The sequence below is a fragment of the Terrisporobacter glycolicus ATCC 14880 = DSM 1288 genome, from assembly GCF_036812735.1.
Lineage (GTDB): Bacteria > Bacillota > Clostridia > Peptostreptococcales > Peptostreptococcaceae > Terrisporobacter > Terrisporobacter glycolicus.
This window is the reverse complement of record NZ_CP117523.1, coordinates 283630-305275: the sequence shown is the minus strand read 5'-3', so window position 1 is coordinate 305275 and position 21646 is coordinate 283630. Positions and strand designations below refer to the sequence as shown.

Sequence of the window (21646 nt, the reverse complement as noted above, 5' to 3'; positions counted from 1 at the left end):
AAAAAATCAAAAGCTAGGAGTTTCCAAAGCCTTTGATTTTTTAAAATTATTATTTATTTTTAGCTATTAAATACTATTAGTCTCTTTTAGTAATAAGACCTCTTATAACCTTCATATTATTAAATACCTTTTCTAAGAAATCTTCAGCTTCATCATTGTCTAATAATGTTATCTCTAATTGATCTCCCTCAGGTATATCTTTCATTTCACAGTATTTCTTTGCTGTATCTAATAATTCATCTTTCTTTTCTGAAGATAAATCAAAGTCTTTATAGTCAATTATTATGTATTGTTTTACTTTTTGTTCTTTACCTTCATTGTATCCTATTTCTATATGATAAATTACAGCATATAAGTTACTAGGACTTTCTTCACCATTATATACAGGCACTGCTGGATTTGATTTTATATAGTTAGTTGATACTGCAATTCCATTTCCTAAACTAAGACTCATATTTTTACCTCTTTCTCTATTATATATGTATTATTTTATCACCTTTTAAATATATTAAAACCTTTTTTTTATAACTTTTTATATTTTAAATGCAAAAATACTATTAAATATAAAATTTAATAGTATTTTCTTATTAATCTAATTAATTTTTAATAGTAATAAATTTTATGATGCTCTTAATTCTTTATATCTTTTACCTAGTGTACGAGGGCTTATTTCATATTTTTCAGATACTTGAGCTTGAGTTATAATTTCGCCTGCATCCTTTTTTATATAATATTCTATTGCAGCAGCCCATCCATTTTCGCTACCTTTTATAGATTTATTAGATTTAATAAACTCTTTCCATAAATCTAATCCTTTTTGTAGATATTTTTCTTCCATGTTATGTATTAATGCATCATATATGTATATATCTGAATTGTTACTCTCTTTACTTTCTATTTCATTTTTAACTTGAGTATTTAATGGGTTTGAAATAGGTGATTTATTATTTAGTAGTATTTGTTGTCCAAATTTATAAATTAATTCACTATTATAAATTACAAATTCTTTTATACTCTTTGTTTTTTTACTGTTAGACTTGTATAATTCCTTAATATTATCAAGCATAATTTTTAGGTTTTTATCTGATATCTTTATACATTCATCAACTAATATATTCATTCCTTGAACATTTACCGTTCTTCCTATTATACTTTCGCCAACATTTAAATTTTTAAAAGCATCAACATCTTCCACTACTATTTTATTATCATTAAAATAGTCTCTAATTATTGATTTTGTAATTCCTATATCTTCAATCTTAAATATGCTTATATTGGCTTTAACCATTGCTGATAATAAATTTCTTTGATTTTTACTTAAAGTTAGTTTATTATCGTCTATAAACATTTTAGTTATAGTGTTTCCCTCATTGTTTCTATAATCATACATGAAATATCTATTATATAGCTTGTCTATTGTAGAGTTAATTTTTTGTGAAATATAAAATTTCTTGGAACACTCTTCTCTATCACTGTAGAAACTTGATGTCTTAGAATATTCATATATTTTATTTTCCATATTTTTATACAAGCCTTTTGCATATAATATTTTGTTTCTTGTAAACTCTACTAACTGATTTTTTTGTAAACAGCATTTTTTATATTTTTTTCCACTACCACAAGGACATAGTTCATTTCTACCTATCAAGTTATCTTCACTCCTTTACTATTTTTAAGCACGGCCATTTATACTTGATCCTATATTAGAATTTATCATTCATTTATATTGTTAATTATTATTGTAAATCTGCTTTTTATAGTTTCATATAATCTTTTAGACTTCCATACTTTAATAATAATTTTCTAGAAATTAAGCTATTATCCTTTTAAATTTATTAACAATCGTACTACCATTTTCATTGTAAATTTTCATAAAACCCCAATTCATAAATTATTACCTTATCATATTACTTTATATGACTTTAAACGTCATCATGCAATCTACATAATTCTTTTCATTTCCCTTTTCATCTTTAGCATTTTTTATATCCATCTTTTCAATTTTATAATTTAGATTCAAATCATTTAAAACACTTTCTATTTCTTTAATTTTATCTAAATTTCCAGACACACTTAATTCAATTGATGAATATGATTTATTATTTTCATCAGTTTCATCAAATTTATTAACAAAATTAATATCTAAACTAGAATCTATTTTCCCAATTATCTTAATTACTATATCATCACTTAAATCCATTGTTTCATCATAACAGTCACCTTTATATTGAGGCTTAGTTTCTGTTAGTTTAGTTTTTTCCTGTTCCAAAGCATTAATTTTATTGTTTATAGGATAAGAAACACCTATGCTAACTACTATAAAGGTTATTATTGCTATGCATATTTTTTTAAATTCTTTTTTATTCTTCAAAGTTATTCAGAACCTCCTACTTCATATACTGCATGAAAATATAATTTATTATTTTTATTTTCCACACTAGCTATAGAAAAATTTTTTATATTATCCATAGATTTTAATTCATCTAGCTTTTTTAAGTTTTTACATTTACCTTCTATACTTACTTTATTGTTTTCAATCGATAGTTTCTCAACATTTGGAAAACCTAACAAATCATATATTTTATTTGTATCTTTTATTAATGTACTCTTTTTATTTTTCGATTTTAATACTTCATTAGATTGAGTCATTAATTTAGTGTTATTAATTTCTTCTTTTAAATTATTAACCACTTTTATATTTGTATAAGTTTGAAAAATTAATAAGTACATTAATATTATTACAGTACACTTAAAAATTTTTTCTTCTTTTTTTTCTTCTTTCAAAAAATTGATATTTTTATTCTTTTTCATTTATACTATCATCCCCCAAGCTAATAAATTGTCTACTGTCACGTCTACAATCTCTTCACTATTGTTTGAAATTAATTTATTCTTAATGTCTAATTTTTTTATTTGTAGATTTTCTATAAAATCATCATTTATTCCATAATAGTATGTATTATTATATGAAAACTGATTAATAGAATACTGGCTATTAGCTTTATCCACTACATAAGATTCAATAATTTTTTTATTGCAAACTGTATTTAAAACCATATCTTTTTTCCTATTTTCTATTATGGTTATTTTTTCATAACCATCTTGCAATAAATCAATAACTTTAATATCAATCAGTTTTTGTAAAATGTCAAAATTAATATATAAGTATTTTTTCTTAATTTTTAACTTTTTGCTTATAGATTTGCATATGTCTACATATTTCTTGGGAAATAATATTCCTTGTATTGATCCTTTTCCCTTAGTATTGATAATTTTTTTATATTTTATTACATAATTTTGTAAATCTAAAGATATATGGTCACCTATTTCATATTTAATTAGCTGAATGATTTCTTTTTCTCTTTTAGAATTTATATTTGGTATATTTCTAATAATAATTTCATCATTTTGTATATTGAAATATATATTTTTCAACTTATAATTTATATTTTCCTTTATCATTTGAGCTACTTCATCTTCGTACATATTGTTTTCTTTATGATTTAAGCTAATGCTCCCCTTTTCATATATTAATTTATTATGTACATTGTACTTATTTCTATTTTTTCTTATTAATAATATTTCTGTATTTTCATTATTAATGTTTACAACAAGATATTCCTTTATAAAATCACCTCCACAAATTTATTATTAATTATATTGTTGAGGTACTAATTTGTGTTAGTTTCATTAGGCTTTGGATAAAATGTTTCAGTACCTATCTTAACTGTTACAGAATCTCCTTGTGCCGTTACATCAAATGAGCCGCCTTTTACTGATTTTGCAGCTGGTACAAATTGAATGTATCCATCACTTTGTAAGTTGTTTGGTTGGACTGATGTATTTCCATCACTTACAGATATCATTGCTGCTGTTGCTAAATTGGCAGCTGTAGCATAATCAGCATTTTTCTTTGCATTCTCTTGCACTTTTGAATATTTTGTTACTGCAATACTAGATAAAATTCCTATTATAGTAATAACTATCACCATTTCAATCAGGGTAAATCCCCTTCTTTTCTTTTTATTCTTTAATTTAAACATTACTATTTCCTCCTTTTTTTAAATAGCTGATACAGCATCAAACATTGGTACCATCATAGATATAACAATTATACCTACAGCTACTCCTATAACTAAAGTGATAAAGTTTTCAAAGTATTTTGTCCCAATTTCAAGTTTTGAATCTAGCTCATTTTCATAGTACTCAGTAACCGTGTTTAACACTGTATCTAGTTTTCCACTTTCTTCTCCTATGGTTATCATTGATAACAGTAAGGATGGTAATTCTTCCACTGTTTTCAGAGAATAGCCTATGCTATTACCTTTTCTAATAAGCTCATTTGCTTTACATATTTTCAAATATATATACTCATTGCTCATTACTTTTGCTGATGTTTCAATTGAGTCTACAATTTGTACACCACTGGATATTAAAATTGATAAAGCTTTTATAAATTTGTTGCTAATAATTAATTTCATATATGTTTTTACAATTGGAACTTTAAATATAAACTTATTTATCATTTCATTAAACTTATCATTGTTTTTCTTGAGATATATTAATCCACCTACTAAAATCAAATTAACAATTATAATTAAAAGAAAATCATCCCTAAATAAATGAGACAAAAATATTAGTATTTTAGTTAATCTTGGTGTTCTCATGTTATTATCTGCATAAATATCTTCAAAGTTAAGAATTAAAAAAAGTAAAATAAATATAAAAGATATAATCATTGTTATTATTAATATAGTTGGATAAATTAATATACTTATAATCTTATTTCTCAATTTATTTTCTTTATCATAATAAATAGCTAGTTTGTCCATAACATCATCTAAGTTACCACTTATTTCTCCTGCTGCTATCATGCTTATGTAAAAATTGGAGAAGGCCTTCGTATTTTCAAATGACTCTTTTATTGAATTACCTCTTTCAATATCTCCAAGTATTCCTCTTAGCACAATCCTTACTTTATCATCTGATTCATCTATTAATATTCTTAAAATTTTAGATATCTCACATCCTGATTTTAAGAGGATACTCATTTCTTTTGAAAAAACTTTTAAATCCTTGTTTTTTAATTTCATGCCTTTAAGAAATGATTTTCTCTCCTTAATATTTACTACTTTAAATCTGTTCTTATTAGCATAAGAATATACTCCCTCTTTGCTATCAATATTTAGTTTTAAAACTTTTCTATTATTTTCTTCATCGTAAATTATGCATTTATACAATATTTTTTCTCCTAATTAATAATTTCTTTGCTCATGATACATTCTTCTAACGTTGTTATCTTATTTTTAATTAAATAAGAATAAGTATCCTCAAAGGCAATCATTCCATTTTTAACAGCTATATTTTTTATATCTTTTGCTTCTTTATTTTTTTGAATTCCATTTCGTATTTCATCATCTATAGACAAAATCTCAAAAGCTACAGTTCTACCATTGTATCCTGTATATGAACACTCTTCGCATCCAATAGGAATAGCTGTATAAATTGTTTTTTTCTCATTTTGGTTGATAATAACTTCATTACTACAGTTTTCACATACTTTTCTTACTAATCTTTGAGATATAATGCCAATCAAAGATGCATTTAATAAGTATGGTGGAATTTCCATGTCAATTAATCTAGCTATAGATGAAACTGCATCGTTAGTATGAAGGGTACTTATTACTAAATGACCTGTAATTGCTGCCCTTACGGCCGTTTTTGCTGTTTCTATATCTCGAATTTCACCAACCATAATAATATCTGGGTCTTGTCTTAGGATTGCTTTTAACCCTTTTTCAAAAGTAAGGCCTACTTTGTGATTTACCTGTATTTGATTTATACCTTCCATTTTGTATTCAATAGGGTCTTCAATGGTCATGATATTTTTACTTATATTTCTCAAATTCTTTAAAATAGAATATACAGTTGTAGTTTTTCCGCTTCCTGTTGGACCAGTAACAAGCAATATGCCTGTCTTTTTATTTATTATTTCTTGAATTTTTTCTATAGCATCTTTAGAAAATCCTAGTTCTTCCTTTGTTTTAAGAAAAGAATCTCTACTTAAGAGTCTAAGCACTATTTTTTCTCCATAAGTAGTTGGCACAGTTGAAATCCTAATATCTATTAATGAATCCTTAATTTTCACGTCTATTCTTCCGTCTTGAGGTAATCTTTTTTCTGTAATATCCATATTAGCTTTGTATTTTACTACAGATGAAAGAGGTGGGTATAAATCCAGCTCTAAATTCAACATTTCTTTCATATTGCCATCCACTCTCATACGAATTTTTAATAAATCACTGAAAGGTTCAATATGTATATCGCTGGCTTTCTCTTTTACAGCTTTTTGTAAAATGTCTTGAAATAAATAGTTAGCATAATCATCATCTATATCAATTGAATCTCCATAACATAGTTCAATATTTTCTAAAACCTCTTCTCCTGATACTTGTTTTAGAATTATGTTCTTTCCTGTAACTAACTTTAAATCTTGAGATGCATATATGTTTTCTTCTTCTATTCCTATTATTAAAGAATCTTCATATAGCTCCATAGGAAACAAATTATATTTCCTTGCAAGCTTTTCTGGTACTAATATGGATAAATCCGCTTCTGATGTTGTAATTTTAATCACCTCCATTAAAATAAATATCTACTATGATTATCAACACTTAAGTTCTTATTTATACAGATATAAACTCTTATTTTAACCAAAATAATAAAAGCTATGATATCAAAATGAATTTTTTCATTTAATATCATAGCTTTTTATCTTAACTATTTATTTTCATATTTTAGAATTCGTTCTACTAATTCCTCTTTTAACTGATTGACCTTGTCAAAATCCATATTTGGTATATAGTAGTTTTCAATTACATCATGATTTGATTTTGCTTTTTTCAAATTAGAAATAGCATAATTAATTAATTCATCTAATATTTTTTCATCTACTTCTAGCTCTTCTTTATGATTATATATTTTTTCTTTATCTATAAATTCACCTAGGTTAATTTCATCCTTATCTTTAAATAAAGAGCTTGTAGTTATTGCTATTCCTAAGTCTGTTATCATTATTGATTCTATTTTTTCTGGTATAAGAGGATAGTGAAATACTTCTACTTTTAATCCTTTTAATATTGCTTTATCATATATTCTCTTTAAAAAAGTAGTTTTCCCATAACCTATTGTTCCATCAAGGTAATAAACTTTTTTAGCATCTTGAAGCAAGCTATCTGAATAGTCAATATGACCTATTGGAGTTATGGCTGTTCCAAATAAATGTCTAGGAACAGATAATTCATCTTTGTTTTCTATCCCTTTAAATATTTCTTCTATAAATTCATCTGTGAATTTGTTAAGTTTACCAAAATCCATTATATCCATATTTTTGCTTTCTATGTCATAAAAAATAGGCTCTGCTGCCTTTAAATATTTAAACGCCCTTTGGAAACATGATCCTATTTCTTTATTACATTGAACTATTTCTTCCTTATTTTTTTCTAAATTATCTGCATTCCAAAAATCACCGAAATTAACTATTTCATCTATAGCACCTGGTATTTTAGGATCAACAACATGTGGTGCTGTTGCATCTAACAATACAACTTTTAGTTTTTTTACTACAACAGCATCTAATGAACCTGGATCAGATGAACATGGAAATACTTCTACATCATATCCTCTTTCTGAAAAGTCGCGTGCTACTTTTTTCATTAGAGATGATTTTCCAACTCCAGGTCCTCCTTTTAAACAAAAAATTCTATTTGCATCTTTTGGAATAATATAATCAAAAAAGGAATAAAATCCGTTACTTGTATTTGCTCCAGGAAATATCTTTCTAATTTTGCCTTTCATATTCATGCCCCCTAAAATATTCTACCTTTTATATTATTATATTGGTAGCCATTTGGTTACCGCTTTTCTAGCATTTATATAATATATGCATATGCAGAAAATCTAGGTTACATAGTATTTTATATAAAAATACCCATATCAACTACAAAAACACTAGTTCTATAATGCTTCATGTAAGTATAATATGAGTTAATTTTTAAATATTTAAAAGTATTATTTATTTATAAGCCTATCAACAACACTAACAAGATTACCGATCTCTGGTTTTGTTATTTGTTCATCTGCTCCAAGTTCTTTACCTTTTGCGTATATTTCATCACTTATTAGTGATGAAAATAATATAAGTGGTATGTTTTTAAGATCATGATCTTCTTTTACCAATTTAGTTAATCTATGGCCATCCATTAGAGGCATTTCTATATCAGATATTATGCATCTCACATGATTTGATATTGGTTCTCCACTTTCTTTAACTTCACTTAAATATTTCCACGCATCCTGACCATTATCCATTTTTATTATATTTCTATAACCTGCTTTATTCATACAATCACATATCATTTTTGAAAGTAATGTTGAATCTTCAACTATTAATATTGGCTTATAAGAATCTTCTCGTTTTCCTAGTTTATCTATCTCATCATATTGAATACTAGACTCAGGACTTATTTCAGCTACTATTTTTTCAAAATCTAATATAGTTATTAATTTGTCGTTATGTTCAGCAATACCTGTTGCAACGCCTTCACCACCACCATATATGATTTTATCTGGCTTTCTTATTTTTTCCCACGAAACTCTACCTATTCCAACAACGGCCTCAACATGAAAAGCAAAAACTAATTTATTAAAATTAGTTTTTATAAAAATGTCATGTGTTCCACTGCCAGTTCTAGGTATATTTAAATATTTACCTAAATCTATGACAGTTATTATTTCATCCCTAGGCTTAAATATTCCTTCTACTACTTCATGTGAGTTTGGCATTTTTTTCACTTCTTGAGCTCTTAATATCTCACGTACCTTAGCTACGTTTATTCCAAATAATTCTTCTCCTATTGTAAACTCCATTATTTCAAGTTCATTAGTTCCCGATTCTAATAATATTTTTGTTTGACTAACACTCTCTGTATATTGCATTATCATACTCCTATATTTTTAAATTTATATATATTTTTAAATAGTTTATTTATTTTTCTGTCTCATAATTATAATGTTTCTCTGTATTAATAATACGTCTAAACTTTTATAAACTATAGCATTTATTTTGATTAATTTAATTTTTTAGAATTATAATTTTCTTAAATAAAAAAATTGTGCTGAAATGTTAATTCACATTTCAGCACAATTTCATACTAATCAACTGTTATTTCATAACCATGTTCTTCATATTGAGCTATTATTTCGTTCCATACATCTTCTACTCCTGTTTTCTTAGAAGAAGAAAGAGGTATTATTTTTTCATCTTTTTCAAGCTGTAATTTTTTTCTTATTATGCTTATATGCTTTTGATATTGTCCTCTAGATATTTTATCTGCTTTTGTTGCTATAATAACACAGTTATATCCAAAGTGTTTTACCCATTCATACATCATAACATCATCATTTGTTGGCTCATGTCTTATATCTACAAGTAAGAAAATAGCACATAATTCTTGTCTATCTTGTAGATATCTCTCCATTATAACTCCCCATTTATCCTTTTCTGATTTTGATACTTTAGCATAACCATAACCAGGAAGGTCAACAAAATAAAATTCTTCATTTATTTTATAAAAGTTTATAGTTCTTGTTTTACCAGGAGTTTGACTTGTTCTAGCAAAATTTCTTCTGTTTAATAAAGCATTTGTAGCTGAAGATTTTCCTACGTTTGATCTTCCAACTAAAGCTATCTCTGGTAGTCCTTCTGCAGGATATTGATCTTTTTTTATTGCACTTACTACTATTTCTGAACTTCTAATTTTCATTTTTATCACCGTCTTTTACTAAAGCATGTTCTAAAACCTGATCCATATGGTCAACAAGAACAATTTCTAGTTTTTCTTTTACATTTTCAGGTATTTCATCTAATTGAGAATCACATTCTCTTGGTATTAAAATCTTCTTAATACCAGCTCTATGTGCTGCAAGTACCTTTTCTTTAACTCCACCTACAACCATTACTCTACCTCTAAGAGTTATTTCACCAGTCATAGCTATATCACATCTAACAGGAATTTTAGTTAATGCAGAAATTACTGCAGTAGCCATAGTTATACCTGCAGATGGTCCATCTTTTGGAGTTGCTCCTTCTGGACAATGTATATGAATATCTTCTGTTTTGTAGAAATCTTGGTCTATATCAAATTTATCTGCTATAGATCTTATATAAGATATACCTGTTCTAGCCGATTCCTTCATTACATCACCAAGTGATCCTGTTAATACAACTTGTCCTTTTCCTTTTAATACATTTACTTCTACAGGAAGTGTAACTCCACCTACTGAAGTCCATGCAAGGCCTGTTACTATACCCACTTCTGGTTTTGTTCCTGCTAAATCATATAGATATTTATCTCTTCCTAGATATCCTTCTAAATCTTTAGATGTTACCAAAACACTTTCTAGTGATGGATCTTCAACGAATTTTTTAGCAATTTTTCTACAAACTTTACCTATAGTACGCTCTAGAGTTCTAACTCCTGCTTCCCTTGTGTAATAGTTTATTATATCTCTCATTGCTGATTCTTCTATTGTTACAAATCCTTCTTTTAATCCATTCTCTTTGATTTGTTTTGGAAGTAAGTATTTCTGTGCTATATTAAGTTTTTCTTCTTCAATATAACCTGATACTTCTATTATTTCCATTCTATCAAGTAATGGACCTGGTATTGTACTTAAGCTATTTGCTGTAGTAACAAATAGTATTTTTGATAAATCGAAAGGTACTTCTAAGTAATGATCAACAAATGTTTTATTTTGTTCTGGATCTAAAACTTCAAGCATTGCTGAAGATGGATCTCCTTTGTAATCAGCTGCCATTTTATCTATTTCATCTAATAAGAACACTGGATTCTTAGTTTGAGCTTCTTTTATACCATTGATTATTCTACCTGGTATAGACCCTACATAAGTTCTTCTATGTCCTCTTATTTCAGCTTCATCTCTTACTCCACCTAAAGATATTCTTACAAATTTTTTACCCAAGGCTTCTGCTATAGATTTTGCTATGGAAGTTTTACCAACACCTGGAGGTCCAACTAAACAAACTATTGGTCCTTTTAGGGATTTGGATAATTTTCTTATAGCTAAGTATTCTAATATTCTATCCTTAACTTTTTCTAATCCATAATGTTGTTCATCTAAAATTTCTCTAGCATTTTTTAAATCAAGTTTATCTCTTGTCTCTTTATTCCATGGTAGTGAGAATATAGCATCTAAATATGTTCTGCTTACTGATGAATCTGGAGACTGAGGAGATGTTCTAGAAAATTTATTAATTTCTTTTTCTATTTTTTCCTTTGTTTCCTTAGGCGCTTTAATTTTCTTAAGTTTTTCTTTATATTCTTCAACTTCAGAAGTTAAGTCTTCATCTTCTCCTAATTCTTTTTGTATAGCTTTTAATTGTTCTCTAAGGTAGTACTCTTTTTGAACCTTGTTCATTTGCTTCTTAACTCTTAGTGTTATTTTCTTTTCTATTTTCAAGATATCTATTTCTTCTAACAGAATTTTATATAATAACTCTAATCTTTTAACTATATCAAACTCTTCAAGAATCTCTTGCTTTTGTTCTGCTTTTAGGTAAATATTAGATGCAATAGTATCTATAAACCTGTCAACATTTTCTATTTCTCCAAGAGATACTAATATTTCTGGTGAAACTCTATTTCCTATATTTATGTATTCTTCGAATGCATCAAAAACATTTCTTACAAATGCCTCTACTTCTATATCTACTTCTTCGTTTTCTTGGTCGTATATTATTTCTTCTACTATAGCTTTAAAGTATCCATCTTCTTCGTCTATTTCTTTAACTTTACCTCTAGATACTCCTTCTACTAAAACGCGAACTGTATCTCCAGGTAGTTTGATAACTTGTTTAACTTTACAAATAGTTCCAACATGATAAAAATCTTCTGTTGTAGGTTCATCTATTTCTGCTTCTATTTGCGAAGTTAAAAATACTAGTTCATCTTCTAACATAGCTTGATCTAATGCTTTTAATGACATTTCTCTGCCTATATCAAAGTTTAATATCATATATGGAAATATTGCTAATCCTCTTAAAGGTATCAATGGTAACTCATGGTCAATTTTAGTATAATTTTGTTCCATCATTATCACTCCTTAAAGTGCTATTTTCTTTGCTTTTTATATTATATATTTATGTATGTTAATTTTCAACACAAATCAACATAGCAATATGCATAATCTAGGTTAATTTTATTATGCTATATTAATAAAATAATAATTCATTTATAAATATTTATTTTGTTCATAATCAAAGCTACATATAAAGTACGTATTAATTTAGCATAATAAAACTAAATTTAATAATTCCCTTGCTTAAGTTACAAGTTGTCAAAACACCTTAATCAAGTAGTTGGAAATTAAAAGGAGCTTATTAATATATAAGCTCCTTTTTATATTAATTATGCACTTTCTTCTTTATCTTTAAGAACCATAATTGGTTGTGTTTCATCAGCAACAGATTCTTTCGTAACTATTACTTTCTTGATGTCTTCTCTTGATGGAATTTCATACATAGTTTCCATCATAACACTCTCAACTATACTTCTAAGACCTCTAGCTCCAGTATTTCTATCTATAGCTTTTCTAGCTATAGCTCTTAGAGCATCGTCATCGAATTCTAAATCAACACTATCTAGTTCAAATAATTTTTTATATTGTTTAACTAGAGCATTTTTAGGTTCTTGCAGAATTCTCATTAAAGCATCTTCATCTAGTAACTCTAATGTAGCAACTACAGGTATTCTACCTATAAATTCTGGTATTATACCAAATTTAAGTAAGTCTTCAGGAAGAACTTTTGCATATATTTTTCCTAAATCTGTATCTTTCTTACTTTCAATTTTAGCACCAAATCCTACTGTCTTTTCTGTTCCACGTCTTTGAATTATTTTTTCTATACCATCAAAGGCACCACCTAAAATAAATAACACATTAGTAGTATCTATTTTTAGGAATTCTTGATGAGGATGTTTTCTTCCTCCTTGTGGCGGAACATTAGCTACAGTTCCTTCTAGAATCTTTAAAAGAGCTTGCTGAACGCCTTCACCACTTACATCTCTCGTAATAGATGGATTTTCTGACTTTCTAGCAATTTTATCTATTTCATCAATGTAGATTATTCCTCTTTCTGCTTTTTCTATGTCAAAATCAGCTGCTTGGATAAGTTTTAGTAGTATATTTTCAACGTCTTCACCTACATATCCTGCTTCTGTTAAAGAAGTAGCATCTGCCATTGCAAATGGAACATTTAGTGTTCTAGCTAAAGTTTGAGCAAGTAGTGTCTTTCCAGAACCTGTTGGTCCAAGTAAAAGGATGTTACTCTTTTGTATTTCTATATCTTTAGTTGTAGATTTTTTACTATATATTCTTTTATAGTGGTTATAAACCGCAACTGATAATATTTTTTTAGCTCTTTCTTGACCAATTACATAGTCATTAAGAATATCCATCATTTCTTTAGGTTTTGGTAGAGATGTAGTATCCTCTTCCATTGTTTCTTCAATTTCTTCTTGAATGATTTCATCACAAAGTTCTACACATTCATCACATATATAAACGTTAGGACCTGCAATTAATCTTCTTACTTGATCTTGTGTTTTCCCGCAGAATGAACATTTCAGTTGTCTTTTTTCTTCGTATTTTGACATAACAAGCACCTCTTTCCTAACTATGGGCTTTCTCTATGACTTCGTCAACTAACCCATATTCCTTGGCTTCCATTGCACTCATAAAGTTGTCACGTTCAGTGTCAGCCTTAACTCTATCCAATGGTTGACCTGTTCTCTCAGAAAGAATTTGATTTAATCTTTCTTTTATTTGTAAAATCCATTTAGCATGAATTTCTATATCTGTTGCTTGACCTTTTGCACCACCTAATGGTTGATGTATCATTATTGTGCTGTTTGGAAGAGCATATCTTTTGCCTTTTGCTCCAGCATTTAATAAAAATGCACCCATAGATGCTGCCATACCTATACATATTGTGCTTACATCAGGTTTAATATATTGCATAGTATCATATATAGCCATACCTGCTGTAACGCTTCCACCTGGGGAATTTATATATAGATGTATGTCTTTATCTGGATCTTCAGCTTCTAAGAAAAGTAGTTGAGCCACTACAAGTCCAGCAGTTACATCATTTACTTCATCACCTAAAAATATTATTCTATCTTTTAATAATCTAGAATATATATCATAGGCTCTTTCTCCTCTTCCTGTTTGTTCTACTACTGTAGGTACTAATGCCATAAATCATACCCCCTCTGAATGTTTAATATATAATTTACAGTAGTCCGGGGGGACTACTGTAAAGAATTAAGCTATTTTAGCACTATCAACTAATAAATCTATAGTTTTTCTTATTTTTAATTGACCTTCCATGTCTTTTAGATCAGTCGGTCTTAAAGCTTCTTTAACTTGCTCAACAGTCATGTTATATGATTCAGCCATTTTTTGTACTTCTGCATCAACTTCTTCTTCGCTAACTTGAACATCTTCAGCTTTAGCTATTGCTTCTATAACTAATGAAGTTTTAACATTTCTTACAGCTTCATCTCTTCTGTTAGCAGCAAATTCAGCTTTAAATTCTTCCATAGTTTTACCAGTCATTTGTAAGAATTGCTCCATTCCAAATCCTTGGTATTGTAATTGATAGTTAAGCTCCATCATTTGATTTTCTATTTCATTTTTAACCATAGCCTCTGGAACTTCTACTTCTGTATTAGCTACAACTTTTTCTATAACTCTGTTTCTTAATTCATTTTTAGCAGCTTCTGCAGCTTCTACTTCAACTTTAGCTTTAACATCAGCTGTTAATTCTTCTAAAGTGTTGAACTCAGTAGTATCAGCAGCAAACTCATCATTTAACTCTGGTAATTCTTTTACTTTAACATCATTTACTTTAACTTTGAAAACAACTGGTTTTCCAGCTAAGTTTTCAGCATGGTATTCTTCTGGGAAAGTAACATTAACTTCTAATTCTTCTCCAACTTTTTTACCAACTAATTGCTCTTCAAATCCTGGTATGAATGATCCTGAACCTATAACTAGGTCATAATTTTCACCTTTTCCACCTTCGAATGCAACTTCTCCGTCAAATCCTTCGAAATCTATGTTAGCAGTATCTCCATTAGCTATTTCTCTTTCAACAGATACTAATCTTGATCCTTTTTCTCTCATTTCTTCTAATTTAGCAGTAACAGCGTCTTCGTTTATAGCTTCTTCAACTTTTTCTACTTCAACGCCTTTGTACTCACCTAATTCAAAAGATGGTTTAACTTCTACATCAACTAATATAACTAATCCGTTGTCTTTACTTATTTCTTCTATATCTATTGATGGAGCATCGATTGGATCTATTTTTAATTCATCTATAGCAGATGGATATACCTCTGGGAATAGTATGTCTATTGCATCAGAATAGAATACACCTTTTCCGTAGTTAGTTTCGATTATTTTTCTAGGTGCTTTACCTTTTCTGAATCCTGGTATATTATATTTCCCTTTATTCTTATTGTAAGCCTTAACTATTGCCGATTCAAATTTATCGTTATCTACAGTTAATTTAAAACTTACTTTATTGCCTTCTGTTTTAATTAATTCTACTTTCATTAACTTTATCCTCCTAAATATCTTATGTAATGATTTTTATAAATTATAATTCTAATTTATAGGTAACTCTTTAATTATATCATACAAGGTTTTTTATTTACAAGTGTTCCCTTAATTTCAACACTTCTTGTTTATATTTTTATTTCTTCATATGAAATATTATCGTCCAATGTTAATATTCCAAAAGATCTATCACTGCCACCTCTTGGATGTGCAAGACTACCTGGGTTTATAAAGGTAATATTGTCTATTGTTTCATATATAGGAATATGAGTGTGTCCAAATACTACAAAGTCAATATTATTATCTTTTGCAAATCTATATAATGAGTTAATACCCATTTTAACGTCATGATTATGACCATGACATACAAAAAAATTTTTATTTTCAACTGAAAATTTTAATTCATAATGTCCATCCATATTATATGAGTCACAATTTCCTTTTACACTTTTAACATTCACTTCTGTTGAATAATATATGTATTCTGCATCATCAATATAATCACCAGCATGAATAATTAAATCGCATTTATTTAAATATGGAATTGCTTTATCTATAATTCTCATATCTCCATGAGTATCACTAATTATTCATATTTTCATATATTTTATCCTTTATTATCTTATAACTCTTCTTGAAAGTTCTTCCTTCATAAGTTCTAAAGCTTTCGCTCTATGACTTATACCATTTTTGACCGCTGATGGTAATTCTGCAAAAGTCTTATTGTAATTATCAACTATGAATAAACTATCGTATCCAAATCCATTCTTACCCTTTTCTTCGAAAGCTATAGTTCCTTCACAAGTTCCTCTAACTACAAATTCCTTACCATCTGGAAATACTACTGCAATACAGCAAACAAATCTTCCAGTTCTATGACTTATTGGAGTATTTTTCAAAGCCTTTAATAATTTTTCTCTATTTTCTTCATCTGTTGCATTTTCTCCAGCATATCTAGCAGAGTAAATGCCTGGTTTTTTTCCTATGGCATCTACTTCTAACCCCGAATCATCAGCTATTGTTATCATATTAGTAAGTTTAGCAACAGTCCTTGCTTTTATTAAGGCATTATGCTCAAATGTTTTTCCATTTTCCTCAATATCTAAATCGTCTAAATTTACATCTTTTAGAGAATATATATTATAATCTAAATCTTTTAGTATTGCACCTATTTCTTCTAATTTATGTGCATTTCCCGTAGAAATAACTATATCGTTGCCATAATCCATTCCTAATATTTCATCAGCAACTTCTTCTAATGCTGCTCTTTGTATCCTTATAAGTTCTTTATTCCCTTTTTCTCCTAGTTCTAACAACTTATTTAAATCTTTTCTAGAAAAAGGTCTTTCTTCTCCAGTACCTTGAACTTCTACAAACTCACATCTGTCAGTCATTATTATATTCATATCCACTTGTGCATTTGAATCTTCTTCATAACATATATCAAGTAAACACTCATTATTGACTATACCAACACTTATAGCAGACACAAAGTTTTGTATAGGCATTTTTTTGATTAAGCCATCGCTATATAATTTATAAATTGCCTCAGCAACAGCTACAAATGCTCCTGTTATAGAAGCAGTTCTAGTTCCTCCATCAGCTTGAATAACATCACAATCAACCCAAATAGTTCTTTCACCAAGTTTGTTTAAATCTACAACAGATCTTATTGCTCTACCTATTAATCTTTGTATTTCTTGACTTCTTCCATCAATTTTTCCCTTTGAAGAATCTCTTATTTTTCTTTGTTGAGTTGATCTAGGCAACATTGAATATTCTGCATTTATCCAACCTGTTCCAGTATTTCTTAAAAAAGGAGGCACTTTTTCTTCTATTGAAGCTGTACACACAACTTTTGTTTCTCCCATTTCTATTAAAACAGAACCTTCTGCATACTTTGTGAAGTTTCTTGTGATTTTTACGTCTCTAATTTGATCAAATTTTCTCCCATCAATTCTAATCATTATTTTTCCTTTCTTGCAAAATTCACTTTGCTCATAACGTCAACAATATATCTTTGCTATCACTTCAGACATATCTGCTACTTAAAATTCGCTTCGTATAAATCCGTTGCTTAAAATTTACTTCGCTTATTATATTAGAATCTTATAGTTGTTTTTGAAAATATCTATTATTTCAATACTTATTCTAATCTATTCATAGTTATAATTTTAGCACTATTCAATTTAATTTACTACAAAATAATGGCTCCTTTATTCAAAGATATTATGTATATTATTTTTCCATTATTTCAAACTTTCTAATACTTCTTCCTTAGAAGATAATTTAGATAAGTTAATGAAAGTTTCTTCATCTATTACCTTCACTCCTAGTTCATTTGCTTTTGTAAGTTTTGAACCAGCTTCTTCTCCTGCAAGAACAAATGATGTTGACTTACTAACACTTGAAGTTGCTTTTCCACCTAACTTTTCTATTATATCCTTTGCATCGTTTCTCTTAAGCGTTGGTAGAGTTCCAGTTAATACAATTTTCATTTTATCAAATACTTTTATAGCGCCTTCATTATCATTGTCAATTATTTTGGTATTTACACCTGCATTTTTTAATTTTTTTATTACAGAAATATTTTTTTCTTCTTTGAAAAATTCAACTACACTATCAGCCATAGTTTCACCAAATTCTTCTAAATTAATAAGTTGATTTGTATTTAAATTCATTATCACATCTAAGTCCTTAAATTCATTGGCAATAATTTTTGCACCTTTAACGCCTATGTGTTTTATCCCTAATCCATTTATTAGCCTGTACAAGTCATTTGCCTTAGACTTCTCTAGAGCATTTATAAGGTTTGTTGCTGATTTTTCTCCCATTCTTTCTAAATTTACTACATCTTCTTTTTTAAGGTAATATAAATCAGAAACATCTTTTATAAGATTTTGTTCTAATAGTAATGTTATTATTGACTCACCTAGGCCGTCTATATTCATAGCATCTCTAGAAACAAAGTGAATAATACCTCTTCTAATTTGAGCAGGACAAGATATATTTATGCATTTTACTGCTGCTTCTCCATCTAACCTTACTGTTGGTTCTCCACAAACAGGACACTTATGAGGCATTTCAAAAATAATTTCTTCGCCTGTTCTAACTTCTTTGTCCACTTCTACAACTTGTGGTATTATATCTCCAGCTTTTTGAACCACAACCATGTCACCAATTCTTATATCTTTTTCTTTTATATTGTCTTCGTTATGAAGTGTTGCTCTACTTACTGTCGTTCCTGCTAATTTAACTGGTTCTAAAACAGCTGTTGGTGTTATATTTCCTGTTCTTCCAACTTCTATAATTATATCCAATAACTTTGTTGTTTTCCTTTCCGCTGGGAATTTATAAGCAATTGCCCATCTTGGACTTTTTGCTGTGAATCCCATTTGTTCTCTTTGCTCAAAGTCATTAACCTTAATAACCATTCCATCTATTCCATACTTTAGTTCTTCTCTATGATCTGTCCAGTATTCGATATATTTTATAACATCTTCAATATTATAAAATACTTTAAAGTCTGGACTTACAGAGAATCCCAATTTGTCTAGTAACTCAAGAGAACCGCTATGAGTTTTACAATCATCATCAGCTAAATGTTCTAAATTGAATATAAATATATCAAGAGGTCTTTTAGCTGTTAATTTAGGATCTAATTGTCTTAGAGAACCAGCAGCTAAGTTTCTCGGATTGGCATATAACGGTTGATCAGATTCCTCTTGTTGCTTATTTATTTTTTCAAAATTATCTTTTGAAATATACACCTCTCCTCTTACTATTAATTCATCTTTGTAATCTACTTTCAAAGGTATAGATTTTACTGTCATTAAATTTTTAGTTATGTCTTCTCCTACTACACCATCACCTCTAGTAGCACCTTTTACAAACTCTCCATTTTCATAAGTAAGACTTACTGATAATCCATCTATTTTAAACTCTATAACATATTCTACTTTTCCCGACACAGTGTCTCTAACTCTTCTATCAAAATCTCTTAAGTCTTGTGATGAATACGCATTTGATAAGCTTAACATAGGATATTTATGTACTATTTGATCAAATTTATCTAGAGCCTTTCCTCCTACTCTATTTGATGGAGAATCAACCCTCTTTAGCATTGGATTTTCCTCTTCTAACTTAATTAATTCTTTCATTAAATTGTCATATTCAAAATCTTCTATCTCTGGTGTATCTTCGTTATAGTATTTTTCATTGTGGTAATTTATTAAATCAATAAGTTCAGATATTCTTCTTTCTACATTCATAATATAATCTCCTTATTTAAGTATCTCTTTTTAGTATTTTCTATAATTCTTTTTTTTAGTATATCATTTCAAATTTTATTTACAAATATATAATAATTATTATATTACAAAAGCTAACTTGTAATATAATAACTTTGGATTTTGAAAATAAAATTTAAAAAATCATACTAAAAAAACAGCTAGTTCCAAACTTTATGGTCCTAGCTGCTTTTAATTTTCTAGTGTGTAAATCCGTATGTTTTTTTAACTGTTTCTTTACCATGAACTAATACATTTGCATTATCTAGGTCTTTTATAGCTGTTTTAAGGTCTCTTATAAATAATTCAGCCATGTCATGACTTAAGTCAGCTCTACATACTATACGTTGTATTATAGTGTCTTGTAAGTTTTCTGGTAATGGATAAGCAGGTATTTGCCACCCTTTCATCGCTAATCTGTCTGCTAAATCATATAATGTCCATTCTACGTTAGCTTCATCAACTAATCTATAACATACAATTGGTAAGTTTTCACCATTGTTATATATTTTAAATAATCCTATTTTTTCTATTTCATCTGATAAATACATTGCAACATCTTTTGTACGTTGATGTATTTCTCTATATCCTTCAAATCCAAGACGTAAGAAGTTATAATATTGTCCTATAACTTGACTTGCTGATCTTGAGAAGTTTATTGCCATTGTTGGCATTGTTCCACCTAAGTAACTTACTTCAAATATTAGTTCTTTTGGCAAGTACTCTTCATCTTTCCAGATTACCCAACCTATACCTGGATAAACTAATCCATATTTATGTCCTGATGTACTAATTGATACTACATTTTTCAATCTAAAATCCCACTCCATATCAGGATCTATGAATGGAGTAAATAGTCCTCCTGATGCTCCATCAACATGTATTGGAACACTTATTTTTGCTGTTTTATTATATTTTTCTAGTAATGCATCTAATGCTTTTATGTCATCAAATTTTCCTGTGTAAGTTATACCTTGTAATGCTACAACACCTATTGTATAGTCATCCACATAGTCTAATACTTTATCTATATTTAAACTCATATGTTCTTCATCCATTGGTACTAAACGCATTTCTATATCCCAGTATACACAGAATTTTTCCCAACAAACTTGAAATCCTGATGAAATTACTAAGTTTGGTTTTCTCTTAGTTATATCTATTCCTAATTTTTCAGCTCTGTTTCTCCATCTAAATTTCATAGCCATGCCACCAAGCATACATGCTTCTGATGAACCCACAGTTGACGTTCCTAGATAATTCATATCTTTTGGAGCATGCCATAAGTTAGCTATCATATTTACACATCTATTTTCCATTTCTGTTGTTTGTGGATATTCTGATTTATCTATAGCATTTTTTTCTAATGTTTCTGCCATAAGCTTAGTTGCTTCATCTTCCATATATGTTTGGCAGAATGTTGCTAAATTAAGTCTTGCATTCCCTTCATTCATTAACTCATCTTTAATTAATCTGTATGCCGTTTTTGGGGCAATAGAATTTTTCCCTAATATATCCTTTGGTATACTAGAGCCAGATTCTGTTGATCCAAATACCGGTGTTTCATAACTATCTCCTAATTTATCATTTCTTCCAAATAACATGTTTAAAACCTCCTCTGTTTGAATAATTAATTAATATATATATTTAAA

The 21646-nt window shown here is 28.2% G+C and carries 19 protein-coding genes; all 19 read right to left on the bottom strand.

Annotated features, from left to right (window positions below; genetic code table 11):
- Nucleotides 1–76: 76 nt before the first annotated feature.
- The 19 genes from TEGL_RS01700 to TEGL_RS01610 all read right to left on the bottom strand — a co-directional run bounded on the left by TEGL_RS01700 (nucleotide 77) and on the right by TEGL_RS01610 (nucleotide 21598).
- Complete coding sequence (locus tag TEGL_RS01700) at nucleotides 77–454, bottom strand: hypothetical protein (protein WP_018591828.1); 378 nt, start codon at nucleotides 452–454, stop codon at nucleotides 77–79.
- 165 nt (nucleotides 455–619) lie between these two features.
- On the bottom strand, nucleotides 620–1648 hold the full coding sequence (locus TEGL_RS01695; protein ID WP_018591829.1) for a YecA family protein: 1029 nt from the start codon (nucleotides 1646–1648) through the stop codon (nucleotides 620–622).
- Nucleotides 1649–1912: 264 nt separating this feature from the next.
- A complete protein-coding gene (locus TEGL_RS01690) occupies nucleotides 1913–2371 on the bottom strand; it encodes a hypothetical protein (RefSeq protein ID WP_018591830.1) in 459 nt (152 codons plus the stop codon).
- A 2-nt stretch (nucleotides 2372–2373) separates the two neighbouring features.
- Entirely contained in the window at nucleotides 2374–2811 is a 438-nt protein-coding gene (locus TEGL_RS01685) for a hypothetical protein (RefSeq protein WP_018591831.1), read from the bottom strand.
- The gene (locus TEGL_RS01680; RefSeq protein ID WP_018591832.1) at nucleotides 2812–3486 is read right to left on the bottom strand and encodes a hypothetical protein; all 675 of its coding nucleotides are present in this window, start codon (nucleotides 3484–3486) and stop codon (nucleotides 2812–2814) included.
- A gap of 185 nt (nucleotides 3487–3671) precedes the next feature.
- Nucleotides 3672–4043, bottom strand: coding sequence for a prepilin-type N-terminal cleavage/methylation domain-containing protein (locus TEGL_RS01675; RefSeq protein WP_018591833.1), 372 nt, complete (start codon nucleotides 4041–4043; stop codon nucleotides 3672–3674).
- An 18-nt stretch (nucleotides 4044–4061) separates the two neighbouring features.
- Nucleotides 4062–5240, bottom strand: a complete 1179-nt coding sequence (locus TEGL_RS01670; protein WP_018591834.1) for a type II secretion system F family protein — start codon at nucleotides 5238–5240, stop codon at nucleotides 4062–4064.
- Between the two features lie 11 nt (nucleotides 5241–5251).
- Complete coding sequence (locus tag TEGL_RS01665; RefSeq protein WP_018591835.1) at nucleotides 5252–6643, bottom strand: GspE/PulE family protein; 1392 nt, start codon at nucleotides 6641–6643, stop codon at nucleotides 5252–5254.
- A gap of 137 nt (nucleotides 6644–6780) precedes the next feature.
- Nucleotides 6781–7857 carry a PRK06851 family protein gene (locus tag TEGL_RS01660; RefSeq protein ID WP_018591836.1) on the bottom strand — a complete coding sequence of 359 codons (1077 nt, stop codon included), beginning with the start codon at nucleotides 7855–7857 and terminating at the stop codon, nucleotides 6781–6783.
- 213 nt (nucleotides 7858–8070) lie between these two features.
- A complete protein-coding gene (locus TEGL_RS01655) occupies nucleotides 8071–8997 on the bottom strand; it encodes a chemotaxis protein (RefSeq protein WP_018591837.1) in 927 nt (308 codons plus the stop codon).
- Between the two features lie 215 nt (nucleotides 8998–9212).
- Entirely contained in the window at nucleotides 9213–9824 is a 612-nt protein-coding gene (gene yihA, locus TEGL_RS01650) for a ribosome biogenesis GTP-binding protein YihA/YsxC (RefSeq protein ID WP_018591838.1), read from the bottom strand.
- The gene (lon, locus tag TEGL_RS01645) at nucleotides 9814–12171 is read right to left on the bottom strand and encodes an endopeptidase La (RefSeq protein WP_018591839.1); all 2358 of its coding nucleotides are present in this window, start codon (nucleotides 12169–12171) and stop codon (nucleotides 9814–9816) included. The genes yihA and lon overlap by 11 nt, the downstream gene beginning before the upstream one ends.
- Before the next feature lie 317 nt (nucleotides 12172–12488).
- Nucleotides 12489–13736: an ATP-dependent Clp protease ATP-binding subunit ClpX gene (gene clpX / locus TEGL_RS01640; protein WP_018591840.1), complete on the bottom strand. Its 1248-nt coding sequence runs from the start codon at nucleotides 13734–13736 to the stop codon at nucleotides 12489–12491.
- Nucleotides 13737–13752: 16 nt separating this feature from the next.
- On the bottom strand, nucleotides 13753–14340 hold the full coding sequence (gene clpP, locus TEGL_RS01635; RefSeq protein WP_018591841.1) for an ATP-dependent Clp endopeptidase proteolytic subunit ClpP: 588 nt from the start codon (nucleotides 14338–14340) through the stop codon (nucleotides 13753–13755).
- Nucleotides 14341–14406: 66 nt separating this feature from the next.
- Nucleotides 14407–15702 (bottom strand): trigger factor, encoded by a 1296-nt coding sequence (gene tig / locus TEGL_RS01630; protein WP_018591842.1) that lies wholly within the window; start codon nucleotides 15700–15702, stop codon nucleotides 14407–14409.
- Between the two features lie 131 nt (nucleotides 15703–15833).
- Nucleotides 15834–16292, bottom strand: coding sequence for a metallophosphoesterase family protein (locus TEGL_RS01625; RefSeq protein WP_278244920.1), 459 nt, complete (start codon nucleotides 16290–16292; stop codon nucleotides 15834–15836).
- A gap of 30 nt (nucleotides 16293–16322) precedes the next feature.
- Entirely contained in the window at nucleotides 16323–17672 is a 1350-nt protein-coding gene (gene rph, locus TEGL_RS01620; RefSeq protein ID WP_018591844.1) for a ribonuclease PH, read from the bottom strand.
- Between the two features lie 282 nt (nucleotides 17673–17954).
- Nucleotides 17955–19976, bottom strand: coding sequence for an NAD-dependent DNA ligase LigA (gene ligA / locus TEGL_RS01615; RefSeq protein ID WP_018591845.1), 2022 nt, complete (start codon nucleotides 19974–19976; stop codon nucleotides 17955–17957).
- Nucleotides 19977–20194: 218 nt separating this feature from the next.
- On the bottom strand, nucleotides 20195–21598 hold the full coding sequence (locus TEGL_RS01610; protein WP_018591846.1) for a glutamate decarboxylase: 1404 nt from the start codon (nucleotides 21596–21598) through the stop codon (nucleotides 20195–20197).
- Nucleotides 21599–21646 lie beyond the last annotated feature (48 nt).